The organism is Acinetobacter sp. XH1741, assembly GCF_041021895.1.
Taxonomy (GTDB): Bacteria; Pseudomonadota; Gammaproteobacteria; order Pseudomonadales; family Moraxellaceae; genus Acinetobacter.
Map to the genome: position 1 here is coordinate 905,117 of NZ_CP157428.1, position 12,470 is coordinate 917,586.

Consider the following 12,470-nt stretch of genomic DNA (forward strand, 5'->3'; position numbering starts at 1 on the left):
AGGCTCACCTAATTATGAGCGCTTCAACCAACCGACTTACGAAGACTTAAAGGCGCCCTTACTTTTAGTTGTTGTATCAGATCATAAAGATGATGAATATTTAGACTTACTTTAGCACGAGTACAAGCCACGTAAAGTAATCTTAATTCTTCATCTGTAATCTTGTGTTCTAAGCCATTAATTTTAAATTGATAGTCATCTTCAATATGAACGCGGTTCCACTCGAGTCCTTTTGCTTTATGGGCAGTCGAGATGACATAGTCAGCTTGCTCAAGAGGAGTGATTTTAGCAAGTGCTTTTTTTAAAGGTTCAGTGCCGTGGTCATCGACCAATTTCACTAAAGGTTTGATGTCACTTCCTTCATTGGTTTCACAGTATTCATGCACATCGTGCCATGAATTAAACCATGCCAGCTCAGGAACGTCAGTGACGCGTTTTCCTTGTTTGAGAAAACTTGCCGCATCGACGAAACGGTTTAGTTTTTGGTGATCTGCCTGCAAACTTACTTTATCGCCATGCACTAAACCAGCCAATAAAAGCTCCATTGCCCGAGCATTGGTACGACACAAAATCGCATCACGCATTTTGGTATGTGGTTTATTGACTACACTTGATTTTTGGTTCGGATTGCCAAGTAGAGGAACTGTCTCATTTAAACCACCTAGCAAAGCATTAGCGACATCGGCAATCGCCTCTCCAAAACGGAAAGAAGTGGTTAAACGAGACTCTGGCAAAGGTAGTTGTTGCATGGCATTTACTGCACCACGCCATGCGTAAATTTGCTGATGTGCATCACCGACATAAATAACTTGCGTACTTTTCTGGCGAAGTAAAATACCCAGCATTAAAGGGTCAGCATCTTGTGCTTCATCAAATAAGACATAATCGGCTGGAATGTTAGGTTCAGACAATGCCCAAAGCTTGAGGTAAATATCGTGACCAATTCCAGCTTGGTGGTTTGGGTCGATAGACTCTAACCAGCGACGTTCTACTGAAGGGTAAAGGTGAGTCTGTAGTTCGGTAATATCGTCGGGATGTAACCAGTTAGGTGCCTGAATATGTCGAGGAGCAGGATATTGCGAGCTGGTCGAACAAAAATAGCTCACAGCATTGGCCACAAGGCTTGCAAGGCGACTTGGCATCAAAACATATTTTTCATAACGGCCGCCCATCATACGGCGCAAGGTAATCGGCTCTAGTCGATATTCTTTTGCAATAAAGCTTGGGCTCAAGCGAGGCAGACGTAATTTATCAGTCACACCTCGTGGCACGCTACGAAACGCAAGCGAGTGAAATGTACGGCAGTCTACATTACGATGAAATTTGTTTTGTGCTTCGCCTGCAATGGCTTTGTTAAATGCCAAGTACATACCGCGCCGTTCAGGCATGGCGTCACTAATCATTTGTAATGTAGTAGTTTTACCTGTACCCGCATAGGCAATCACTTTAAATGATTGCCCAAGACGTGCATTATCTATGGCAATGGCTTGCTCATAGGTAGCTTTAGGTTTTTCGATATTCGACACTGAGTGATTTTAAACCTTGTTGCGGTTAGCTTTTTCAACTAAACCAGATAAACCCTGACGACGAGCTAATTCGTCAATAATAAGTTGTGGATTAAGATCGAAATAACCCAACATGACAATGCTATGGAACCACAAATCGGCAGTTTCATAAATTAAGTCATTTAAATTGCTTTCTGTATTTTGAGCAGCGTAGTCTTTCGCAGCAATAATAGTTTCTACACTTTCTTCGCCGACTTTTTCTAAGATTTTATTGATGCCTTTCTTGTAGAGGCTTGCAACATATGAAGTATCCGCTTCTGCCTGCTTACGCTCTTGCATTAACTGCCCTAAGTGAGCAAGTACATCCACTTGTTCAGTGGTATGAGCATGATCGTGGCTTTCAGTTTTGGCTTTGTCACCGTAAATTGCAGTAGGATCTTTTAATTGTGCGTCTACAATTTCCCAGCCCTGTGGGGTAAGTTTACGGTAGAAACAAGACTCACGACCTGTATGGCATGCAATACCGCCGTGTTGTTCAACCTGTAATACAATCACGTCGCCATCGCAGTCTAGGCGAATTTCATAAACCGTTTGGAAATGGCCTGATTCTTCACCTTTGTGCCAAAGTTTTTGGCGAGAGCGAGAGAAGTAAACAGCCTGATTTTTTTCTGCTGTGAGTGCAAGTGACTCACGGTTCATCCACGCCACCATCAAAATACGTCCGGTTTGATGATGTTGAGCAATGGCAGGGATAAGACCATTGGAATCAAATTTAACTTCATCTAACCAGTTTGACATGAGTGGAAATCCATTGAGTGGAAAAGAGCTAGTGTAGCGCTTGTGCTTGGGGTTGGCTATGCTTGTTGTATAAAAAATCGGTTACATGATTTGTGTATAAGATCGATATGAGTAAATTGTAATTTAAGAGTTGTTTAAATTAATTTTGATCTATGAAGTCATCGCTATTATAAAATTATCTCAGCATATTGTATAACTTAGGAAAATAAATTTTGGACAAAATAGAAAATTTTGTTTGTCGAGTATGTGGGCTGATACAAGATGAAGAGCCGTGGGGTGAAAATGGAGACACTCCAAACTTTGCTATTTGTGCTTGTTGTGGCGCTGAATTTGGATATCAAGATTGTACTAAAGAGTCCGTAAAAGCACACCGTAAGAGATGGTTGGAGGCAGGTGCTAATTGGTGGGCATTAAAAGAGAAACCCAAAGATTGGGATATTGAAAAGCAATTACAAAATATCCCTGTAAACTTTAAATGACTTATAACTTTATGTTGTTTGAAATCTCAATCAAATTTTGATCTGGATCTCGAATATAAACTGAAAGAATAGGGTGCATTGCGCCAGTACGTTCAACGGGGCCTTCTTCAATTGTAATATTTAACTGATTAAGGTGTGTAACCACTTCTGAAATAGGAGTATCTGAAATAAAACACAGGTCGGCAGATCCTGGCGTCGGTTGTAATGCCTTAGGTTCAAATTCTTTGCCTTGTTGGTGTAAATTTATTTTTTGATTTCCAAACTGTAGAGCCTTTCTATCACCTTTAAAAGTAACGACTTCAAATCCCAACACGGTTTGGTAAAAATTACAGGTATTCTCAATACTGGCAACAGTTAAAACTAAATGATCAAGATGGCTAATTTTCATGTGCTACTCACAAGTATTTAATAGAGTTAATAATCAGATAGAGATTCATTTTTTAAATGAAATGCACTGCTTCCTTTAGGTAATTGAGCTACTCGCTCATAATCGAGTTGTTGGAATGGTCCTGTTTTTAAGCCTGAAATCGTGATTGCCATTTCTTTTCGAAAATAAGGAATTTGATACATCCAAGGAAAAACTAGATCTCTTAAACCTCCAGCCCACCAATGATCAGATTGATAAAGTGGTGTCAATAAACGACTAAGGAATTGATAAAACTGGGTGGATGAGCGGCGAAGCTGGTGGTAGTGCTGCCAGAGTAGGGGCCAATCAATATTTTGGTTTTTATTGGCTTGTTGCAATGATTGAGAAAAAGCCCAAGCATCCAATAATGCCATGTTTGCACCTTGTCCTAACTGTGGACTCATGGCATGGGCTGCATCGCCAATAACACCAATTCGACCTTGCCCAAATTGAGTCATGACTACATCACGGTAGTTTGCAGATAGCCATTTAGGTTGAGTTTGAGTGTCATATAAAATCTCTTTTAGCCACTGTGCAATTTTGGGCCAACGCTCAGAGACTTGTTTTAACCAAGTTTGTTTAGCTTGCTCATCTTGCAAAAAGCTTTGTAATTGTGGAGTAGGTAAGCTCCAAAAGATACTCGAAAGGCGCTGTTGCGGCTCTGTTGGAATCGCTCCTGTAGGAAGAATTCCCATCATAATTTTCGAGCGATCATAAAATTGATGCAGAATTTGAGAATCGAGGACTTGGCACTCAGGCACGATACTCCAAGCAGCACCCCAAGGGTAGGCTTGGTCAACCTTTACCCATGCTTTGGGTCTTAACTGGCTACGAGCGCCATTGGCAATAAGTACGGCATCAAAACAAGCATCAAACTTTTGGTTTTGATGATTTCCGAATAACCGGACTTCATCGTTATATTCTTCAAAGCTTTCAATAGAGTGGTTCATGCGCCAAGTAATCTGGTGTGAATACTCGCTAAGCTTTTGTGTGAGAACATGGCATAACGTAGCTCGGTGTATACCTAGCCCATAGAGATTTGTTGATGCTTCATGATAATGACTGTTAACTAAAAGACGCTTGTCCGGAAGTTGTCCTTCTAAGCCTGTGACTTTCGCACCTAAGGTTAAAGCGTTGTCGAGCACACCTAAATGCTCAAATACAGCTAAACCCGCGGGTTGTAGTAATAAGCCGGCACCTACCGGAGATAACTCATCAACTTGTTCAAAAATAGTTACTTTATTACCTTCTCGGGCGAGCAAAATTGCGGTGGCTAAACCTGCTGTACCTGCACCGATAATGGCAAAATGAGGTGTTTTCATTGTTTGTTCTTTTCAAGCATTTATGCATGCTAATTTAGCAATGAACAAATAATTGATCTATATTTTTTGAAATTAAAGTGCGCCTATAAAAAATCCCTTGCGAGGGCAAGGGATTTAGAATTTATTTCAATATACGCCAAAGCGCTAATAAGCTACTCAGCACAATTAAAATAATAGAAACAAACCAAGGGCTAATAATTGCAATGGTCAGTAAAATCAGCATGGTACTGCCAAACATCCAGCTACGGCGCTGTTGATGTTCCATTTGCAAACGAAGTTGCTGAATTTCACGTAGCTGACGGTCTTGCCATGCAGATTGATTTTTTAAGCCATTTAAACTGTCAATAATTAAGCTTGGAAAATCCTGAGCACCTAAAAGCAGGTCAGGTAATTGCTGGCCCAACTCTTTTACATTTTTGACTGGATTCATGTTGGACTTAACCCATTCCGTCAAAATAGGTTTTGCCAATTTCCAGATGTCGAGCTGTGGGTAAAGGTCGGTGCCTAAGCCTTCTACATGCACTAAAGTTTTGAGTAGCAGCATGAGTTGTGGCGGAATTTCTAAATGGAAGCGACGAGCAATATCCATGACTTGAATCAAGATACCAGCAAAATCCAGTTGGTCCATTGGTTTAGATACCATTGGCCCAACAGTACGGCGCATTTCACGTGCCAGCGCATCTTGGTCGGTACCCGGTGGAATCCACCCAGCTTGATGCACAATTTGAATAAGCTGCATAAAGTTGCTGTTCATCACAGCAAGCAACATGCGGGCAACCGTCATTTGGTCGTGTTTAGATAACTCACCCATAATCGCGCAGTCCAGTGCAATAAAGCGTGGATTGCTTGGGTTAATGGTTTCTACAAAGACATTGCCGGGGTGCATGTCGGCATGGAAAAAGTTATCGCGGAATACTTGCGTAAAGAAAATGGTCAATCCTTTTTCTGCAAGCTGTGCGCGGTCCATGCCTAAACGGTCAAAGGTTGCTGTATCAGAAATAGGAACACCGGTAATGCGCTCAGCCACCATGACATCTTTGGTGTCCATGTATACTTCTGGCACATACATCATGGTTGAGCCAGTGAAGTAATGGCGCATACGACGAGTGTTATCTGCTTCAATACTCAAGTCCAGCTCATTTAAAATGATCTGGCGATAGTCTTGAATAATTTCAGTGAGATGCAGCGCACGAGCAGCTTCAAGGCGGCTTTCTAACGTGTTGCCTAGCCATGCCAAAATTTCAAAGTCTTGTAAAATTTGGCTACGAATGTCCGGACGAGTGACTTTAACAACAACTTCACGGCCATCATGTAATGCTGCTGTATGTACTTGTGCAATTGAAGCAGCAGCTAATGGCTGGTCATCAAAACGGGCAAAGAGGGTGTTTACGTCTGCTTTTAAAGAATCTTGAATACGTTGTTTGGCAACATTGCTATCAAACGGTTTGACTTGATCTTGAAGTAAAACCAATTGAGCGAGTATTTCAGGTGGAATAAGGTCACGTCGAGTAGACAATAACTGCCCAAGCTTAATCGCAAGTGGCCCCATATCTTCCAAAGCTTCTTTAAGTTTTAATGGGTTTTTGCGTTCACGACTCGACCATGCTGCCGGATGCATCTTAATAATATTTAATGCATGCTTGGCTTTAACCGGTAATTCATCCGCAGGGAACAACGTATCGAGTCTATAGTGCGCTGCAATACGCCAAAGTTCGAGTAAACGTGAAACGTGCGGAATCATATACAGTCTTACCTAGTCTTGAGTGGGTTGTAGTTGTGTGTTGAGCTGCTGTAGCTTAGCTTCTAGACGGTCAATGTCTTGATTAAGCTTACGCGTAGCTTGATTTAAATCGTCCATTTCCCAACGTGGGGCAAATAAACCACTGTCTTCTTTTAATGCATCTTCAGCAAAAAATAGATGGCTTTGCACGGAGCGTTTTAAATGCTTTGGTGCAAGTTGAATTTTGCCAATTTCATGAGCGAGTTGAGGACCAACCCATTTTGATAAATGTGCAGCTAAATCAGGTTCAGCTTGCAGCATAATTTTTTGAATATCTTGTAATAGATGATAATCGCCCTGTAGAGGAATATTACCAATCTGGTCTGGATCGCTCACCAATAGTTTGATGAGTTCAACGACGTCTTTGACATGCAAAGTTGCAGTTGCTTCAGAAATTTTAAATTGTGGATCAAAGGGGCGTTGTTCAAAAATAGAAGGGTTTTCACTGTGCCCTGTTGCAGTAGGTTCAAGACGTACTTTTTCTTGGTCAAAGAATACATCGACAGAAAGTTGCGGGCTATCAATGACAACACGCAACATTTTGCCCTGTAACTGATTGAGCTGAATGCGAGTTAATGCATCCAGATCGATCAGATGATGAATGATACGTTCGACTGCACCAAGTGCCAAAATCGACCACATATCGTTATCCCTTACAGTTTGAAGCCACGGTGAACGGCAACAATACCAGCAGTTAAGTTGTGATAGTCACAGTTCTGGAAGCCTGCATTTTCCATCATACCTTTTAAAGTACGTTGGTCTGGATGCATACGAATTGATTCAGCCAAATACTTATAACTTTCTGAATCATTGGCAACCAATTTACCCATAATCGGTAAAGCAGTGAATGAGTAAAGGTCATAAAGTTTTGAGAATGGCTCAAATACAGGTTTAGAAAACTCAAGAATCAGTAAACGGCCACCTGGCTTAAGTACACGGAACATAGAAGCAAGTGCTGCATCTTTATCTGTCACGTTACGTAAACCAAAGCTAATCGTTACAAGGTCAAAGCTGTTGTCTGCAAAAGGCTCTAATGTTTCTGCATTGGCAAGAACAAAGTCGACATTGGTACAGCCTGCATCAATTAGACGGTCACGACCAACATTGAGCATAGACTCGTTAATGTCTGAAAGTACCACATGACCTTGTGGACCAACTTCACGGCTAAATACTTTTGCCAAGTCGCCTGTACCGCCAGCAATATCTAACACGTGTTGACCGCGGCGTACACCTGACATGTTAATCGCAAAGCGTTTCCATAGACGGTGAATACCAAATGACATTAAGTCATTCATCAGGTCATATTTGCTTGCAACCGAGTGGAAAACTTCAGCAACTTTTTGTGCTTTATCTTCAGTTTTAACTGTTGAGAAACCAAAGTGAGTTGTTTCACCAACGTTGCCAGTGTTGCCTGCGCCACGAGGTAAATTGTATTTCGGTACAGAACTATTAACCGGAGTATCTGTTAAAGCCTGTTGTAAAGATTGTTGTTGCCCTTGAGGAGTACCTTGCGGTAAAGGTGAGCTTAGGAATGGGCTAACTTTGTCTGAACTTTGTGCCTGCTCAGTTGGAGATGTTGGCTTTTGGTTTTCGTTAGACATATTGTCTCTCCTAGACTCAAACTCAAGTGAAACGGAATAAGTTCTGCATGATGACAGATTTTGTCTATTTTTACAGGCATCATCATGCAAATATAATGGATAAAATCTCAACTTCGTAAGGTTGAGTTTTTTCTCTGTGCCGACCTTATCACACTCTAAACGGATTCGGATGTCCTGAATGTACTTTTTCAACAATCTGACGTTCTTTTTCCGTAAAAGTCTTAATAAAGGCTTCTGCCGATTTTAATGGTTTCATTGCGCTAAAACCATCTTGAATAAAATCATACATCAATTCAAAGTGATATTTTTGAGCAATACCTTTACACATTTTAAACGCAGTAAACATCATAAATGAACGCATATATTTATCCAGCGCCAATCCTAAATCGTCAAGAAGGGCAAGTTGCTGATAACGAGCTTCTGCCTGATCGAGTTTGAGTAAAGTCAAACGCATAATTTCATCGGTGAGTACGGTATCTGCTGGATAGTCTTCAAGAAGTTGCATTGCAACTTGTTCATCAAGTCGAGTGGCAAGCACGGCAAGGCTTACTGACTTAGTTCCAGTTTTAATGGCATTGTCAGGCAATACTTTTTCAGCTTTATGTGCGTAGTTTAATAAGCGTTCAATTTGTGCTGCAAGACCATCAAACTCTGGGCCACCATATAAACGGTTTAAAAAATATGCAGACATGAGCTTATGCTCTGGCAAATTAAAAAATTCGTGATGTGTATCCTTCATCCGTTCTTTTAGCCAGATTTGTACATCTTGCAAACGTTGGGCAAGTACAGGATTGTCGTGATAATTAAATTTTTTATATTGTTGTAAAAGATCATCAAAAGCAGCGAGTTTAGACATGTAAGGCTCTAATATTGGGCTATTTACAAAAAATCATAAGAGGCATTGTAACCTTGTACTATGGCGAGTAGATGTAAAAAAATGATTTATGCGTCAATTTTTAAGTGAAATTGTATTGCAATGACATAATTTGTATAGCAATTCATCATTTAAGCGCATAAGTTAAATAACATCGAAATTAAACAATAAAAGATTAGAGCAGTGGACCATGAGTGAACAACAGCCAAAATTTGAAATTCGAGATAAAGAACAGCTTTCGGTCGATTTGATTGAAGCACAATATGCTTTAAAAGACAGTCGGGGCAAAAAAAATGCCAAAAGTACACTCATTTTAATGAGCGGAATTGAACTGGCTGGAAAAGGTGAGGCTGTTAAGCAGCTTCGAGAGTGGCTAGATCCAAGATATTTACGGGTAAAAGCCGATGCTCCGCGTGTGCTAAACGATACAGAAGCTTTTTGGCAGTCATATTCAGAGTTTATTCCAACTGAAGGTCAAATTGTGGTGATGTTTGGCAATTGGTATAGCGACTTGTTAGTTACCGCGACACATGTGTCAGAGCCTTTGGATGAGGCACGTTTTGATGCATATGTGGAAAATATGCGTTCATTTGAACAAGACCTAAAAAATAACTATGTGGATGTGATTAAAGTTTGGTTCGATCTTTCGTGGAAGTCGCTGCAAAAACGCTTAGATAAAATTGACCCATCTGAACAGCATTGGCATAAACTTCATGGCTTAGACTGGCGTAATAAAAAACAATACGACACCTTGCAAAAGCTACGCCGCCGTTTTACCGATGATTGGTACATTATTGATGGCGAAGATGAAGCTCAGCGTGATCAATTTTTTGCTCAGTACCTTTTGCAACACATGCGTGAATTGCCTGAACATAAAACTGAAGTCAAAGGCAAATGGCAGCAGGCAAAAATTCCAGAGAGTTTATTAAAACCTGCTCAGGAAAAGCTTGATAAAGCTGAATATAAAAAAGAGCTTGATAAACTCAGTAAAAAAATTGCCGATACCATGCGGTTTGATAAACGAAATTTTGTGATTGCTTTTGAAGGAATGGATGCTTCGGGCAAAGGCGGTGCCATTAAACGAATTGTGAAAAACTTAGACCCACGTGAATATGATATTCATTGTATTGGTGCTCCCGAACGCTTTGAAGCAAGACATCCGTACTTGTGGCGTTTTTGGAATCGTATTAATGAAGCCGAAAAAATTACGATTTTTGACCGTACCTGGTATGGCCGAGTGTTGGTAGAACGTGTTGAAGATTTCGCCTCGCCTTTAGAGTGGCAGAGGGCATATGATGAAATTAATCGCTTTGAAAAAGATTTATTTGATAGTGAAACGATTGTCGTAAAAATTTGGTTAGCGATTAGTAAAGATGAGCAAGAACAGCGTTTTAAAGCTCGAGAAGAGACTCCACATAAACGCTTTAAAATCACTGCGGAAGATTGGCGTAACCGTGATAAGTGGGATGATTATTTAAAGGCCGCGGCCGATATGTTTGAACGAACCAGTACCGAATATGCGCCTTGGCATATTGTGGCAACTGACGATAAATATACGGCGCGTTTAGAAGTGTTAAAAGCGATTTTAAAACAGTTAAAGGCAGACTAAGGTCTCCTTTAACTGTTTAAATATTATTGAGTCGTTGTTTGTGCAAGTTGATCACTGATTGATGGGGATTCTATAGCAAGAGTTTGTCGATTACGAAATACAATAAGCGTTGCAATCAAACTAATAATTGCGGCAAACATTAACCAGAAAGCAGGCATACTTTTGCTGCCAGATTCTTGTACAAGATAGGTGGCAATCATAGGTGTTAAACCACCAAATATAGAAGTGGCAAGACTATACGCTACAGAAAAACCAGCAATTCTTACAGAGCTTGGCATCATTTCAGTGAGGGAAACAACCAATGCTCCGTTATAAAAACTATAGAGCAGAGATAGCCAAAGTAAAGAAATTAACATATGTCCCAAACTAATGTTTTGAGTCAGCCAGCTTAATAGAGGATATGCACTTATAAAAATTAAAACGGTTGTGGTGATTAATAATGGTTTTCGACCAATTTTATCTGATAAATAACCGCCTATAGGTAATAAAATAAAATTACTTGCCCCCACCATCACCGTTGCAAGTAAGCTTTCCGTACTTGTTAAATGTAGGACTTCTTTTCCATAGGTTGGGGTATAAACTGTAATGAAATAGAACATGGTTGTGGTTGTTGCAACCATACACATTCCAACGATTACAATTTTCCAGTTCGCTGCAAGCGTTGACATAATTTGTCTAGTGGTTGGATGCTCTTTTCGAGAGGCAAAAGCTTCGGTTTCGGCCAAAGATTTACGTAACCAGAATATAAATGGGATAATTGCACAGCCGACAAAAAATGGAATACGCCAAGCCCAAGCATCAACTTGACCTTTCGTAAAGGCTATACTGACTAAATAACCTAATGTGGCAGCAAAAACTACAGCGACTTGTTGGCTAGCAGATTGCCAACTGGTAATAAACCCACGGTTATGTGGTTCAGCAATTTCAGATAAATAAACCGAAACACCCCCTAACTCAACACCAGCCGAGAAACCTTGAGCTAGACGACCAAAAAATATTAAAACAGTGGCTGCAAAGCCGATCGTGGCATATCCGGGTGTTAGTGCAATTAACAGTGAGCCAAATGCCATAATACTTAAGGTGACCATTAAGCCTTTGCGGCGACCAATTCGATCGACGTATGGACCTAAGACTAGTGCGCCAATTGGTCGCATCAAAAAGCTGACGGCAAATACCAAAAAAGTTTTCATTAGCGCAGCATAGCTGCTATCAGAATGGAAAAAAGTTTCACCTATCGCTTTTGCATATAGACCGAAGAGAAAAAAGTCATATTGCTCTAGGAAGTTACCACTGGTCACATTAAAAATGGCCCGTAAACGGGATGTCGGTTGTCCATATTCCACAATGAATCTCCGTATTTCATTTGGCATTGTTAGCTGAATAATAGACTTTTAAACTTGAGTAAAACTTAAAAAAATAAGTGAATATTAAAATTTTTAATCTATCTTTTGTTTTATTGTGTAAATTTTAAACCAAAAAATAAGGCACAGTGATGTGCCTTAAAAATTACGCTAGGATTTATCAACTCTCAAGTACTGTTGAGTTACGCCCTTTTTGTTGAATGCGCTTAGCAAGGTTGTAGCTGTCATTTAAATGAGTTTGGGCTATTTTTTTCATCATAAAATAGCCTAAACTTGCTGCTACAATTTGTCCACCTAGCGGTATAAATTTGGTTACTTGTTTAGTGACGATTTTTCCAAAGAAACCATTAAAAGTTTTTTTAACGGTAGTCCGAGCAACGACAAAGCCCGAAAATTGAAAGCCTCTTTTACGCAACTCATCCCAATGAATTGTTTTTGTTTTTGGATCATAAACACTGACGTGTTCAGGCGCTAAACCAAAGCGGGAGTTGATATCGGGGATCAGCTGCGACAAAATTCCCAAATCTACGACCACGTCAAAAAAAGGAATAGGTACAATTGCTGCACCAGCAGAGACGTAGGCTCTTTTCTGAATGAGCTCGTGGCACTCATCGCGAATTTGTTCCAGATTTAGGCTAGGATCAATATGGTCAGGAATGTTATCAATTTTCATAATGTTTACCTGTAATGGGTTCCTTAAGGGTGCCTTCCAACCACAAGGCAAGTGACACCTAA

General features: G+C 40.3%; 12 protein-coding genes. 2 read left to right on the forward strand and 10 right to left on the reverse strand.

Annotation, left to right across the window (positions count from 1 at the left end):
• Window positions 1–23: 23 nt before the first annotated feature.
• Window positions 24–1,526: a UvrD-helicase domain-containing protein gene (locus tag ABLB96_RS04410; RefSeq protein ID WP_348896270.1), complete on the reverse strand. Its 1,503-nt coding sequence runs from the start codon at window positions 1,524–1,526 to the stop codon at window positions 24–26.
• Between the two features lie 9 nt (window positions 1,527–1,535).
• Entirely contained in the window at window positions 1,536–2,303 is a 768-nt protein-coding gene (hisIE, locus tag ABLB96_RS04415) for a bifunctional phosphoribosyl-AMP cyclohydrolase/phosphoribosyl-ATP diphosphatase HisIE (protein ID WP_061874454.1), read from the reverse strand.
• Window positions 2,304–2,515: 212 nt separating this feature from the next.
• On the opposite strand from hisIE, the gene ABLB96_RS04420 reads away from it, so the two are divergent.
• On the forward strand, window positions 2,516–2,782 hold the full coding sequence (locus ABLB96_RS04420; protein WP_348896269.1) for a hypothetical protein: 267 nt from the start codon (window positions 2,516–2,518) through the stop codon (window positions 2,780–2,782).
• Window position 2,783: 1 nt separating this feature from the next.
• Here the strand turns inward: ABLB96_RS04420 and ABLB96_RS04425 are convergent, their stop codons facing one another.
• The 6 genes from ABLB96_RS04425 to ABLB96_RS04450 all read right to left on the reverse strand — a co-directional run bounded on the left by ABLB96_RS04425 (window position 2,784) and on the right by ABLB96_RS04450 (window position 8,747).
• Window positions 2,784–3,170 (reverse strand): VOC family protein, encoded by a 387-nt coding sequence (locus tag ABLB96_RS04425; protein WP_348896267.1) that lies wholly within the window; start codon window positions 3,168–3,170, stop codon window positions 2,784–2,786.
• Between the two features lie 26 nt (window positions 3,171–3,196).
• Window positions 3,197–4,510, reverse strand: coding sequence for an NAD(P)/FAD-dependent oxidoreductase (locus tag ABLB96_RS04430; RefSeq protein WP_348896265.1), 1,314 nt, complete (start codon window positions 4,508–4,510; stop codon window positions 3,197–3,199).
• 121 nt (window positions 4,511–4,631) lie between these two features.
• Window positions 4,632–6,251, reverse strand: a complete 1,620-nt coding sequence (locus ABLB96_RS04435; protein WP_348896264.1) for an AarF/UbiB family protein — start codon at window positions 6,249–6,251, stop codon at window positions 4,632–4,634.
• Window positions 6,252–6,263: 12 nt separating this feature from the next.
• A complete protein-coding gene (locus ABLB96_RS04440) occupies window positions 6,264–6,932 on the reverse strand; it encodes a hypothetical protein (RefSeq protein ID WP_348896263.1) in 669 nt (222 codons plus the stop codon).
• Between the two features lie 11 nt (window positions 6,933–6,943).
• Window positions 6,944–7,891, reverse strand: a complete 948-nt coding sequence (gene ubiE / locus ABLB96_RS04445) for a bifunctional demethylmenaquinone methyltransferase/2-methoxy-6-polyprenyl-1,4-benzoquinol methylase UbiE (RefSeq protein WP_348896262.1) — start codon at window positions 7,889–7,891, stop codon at window positions 6,944–6,946.
• 148 nt (window positions 7,892–8,039) lie between these two features.
• Complete coding sequence (locus ABLB96_RS04450; protein ID WP_348896261.1) at window positions 8,040–8,747, reverse strand: hypothetical protein; 708 nt, start codon at window positions 8,745–8,747, stop codon at window positions 8,040–8,042.
• A gap of 208 nt (window positions 8,748–8,955) precedes the next feature.
• Here ABLB96_RS04450 and ABLB96_RS04455 point away from each other — a divergent pair, with 208 nt between their 5' ends.
• Window positions 8,956–10,374 carry a phosphate--AMP phosphotransferase gene (locus ABLB96_RS04455; protein WP_348896260.1) on the forward strand — a complete coding sequence of 473 codons (1,419 nt, stop codon included), beginning with the start codon at window positions 8,956–8,958 and terminating at the stop codon, window positions 10,372–10,374.
• 23 nt (window positions 10,375–10,397) lie between these two features.
• Here ABLB96_RS04455 and ABLB96_RS04460 read toward each other — a convergent pair whose 3' ends face one another.
• Window positions 10,398–11,717: an MFS transporter gene (locus ABLB96_RS04460; protein ID WP_348896259.1), complete on the reverse strand. Its 1,320-nt coding sequence runs from the start codon at window positions 11,715–11,717 to the stop codon at window positions 10,398–10,400.
• A gap of 178 nt (window positions 11,718–11,895) precedes the next feature.
• Window positions 11,896–12,408 carry a hypothetical protein gene (locus ABLB96_RS04465; RefSeq protein WP_348896258.1) on the reverse strand — a complete coding sequence of 171 codons (513 nt, stop codon included), beginning with the start codon at window positions 12,406–12,408 and terminating at the stop codon, window positions 11,896–11,898.
• Between the last annotated feature and the right edge of the window lie 62 nt (window positions 12,409–12,470).

Bases quoted from the DNA above. Each gene is read 5' to 3' on its own strand.
- ABLB96_RS04465 (WP_348896258.1), bottom strand. From the start codon at position 12,408: ATGAAAATTGATAACATTCCTGACCATATTGATCCTAGCCTAAATCTG.
- ABLB96_RS04450 (WP_348896261.1), bottom strand. From the start codon at position 8,747: ATGTCTAAACTCGCTGCTTTTGATGATCTTTTACAACAATATAAAAAA.
- ABLB96_RS04455 (WP_348896260.1), top strand. From the start codon at position 8,956: ATGAGTGAACAACAGCCAAAATTTGAAATTCGAGATAAAGAACAGCTT.
- ABLB96_RS04435 (WP_348896264.1), bottom strand. From the start codon at position 6,251: ATGATTCCGCACGTTTCACGTTTACTCGAACTTTGGCGTATTGCAGCG.
- ABLB96_RS04430 (WP_348896265.1), bottom strand. From the start codon at position 4,510: ATGAAAACACCTCATTTTGCCATTATCGGTGCAGGTACAGCAGGTTTA.
- ubiE (WP_348896262.1), bottom strand. From the start codon at position 7,891: ATGTCTAACGAAAACCAAAAGCCAACATCTCCAACTGAGCAGGCACAA.
- ABLB96_RS04425 (WP_348896267.1), bottom strand. From the start codon at position 3,170: ATGAAAATTAGCCATCTTGATCATTTAGTTTTAACTGTTGCCAGTATT.
- ABLB96_RS04440 (WP_348896263.1), bottom strand. From the start codon at position 6,932: ATGTGGTCGATTTTGGCACTTGGTGCAGTCGAACGTATCATTCATCAT.
- hisIE (WP_061874454.1), bottom strand. From the start codon at position 2,303: ATGTCAAACTGGTTAGATGAAGTTAAATTTGATTCCAATGGTCTTATC.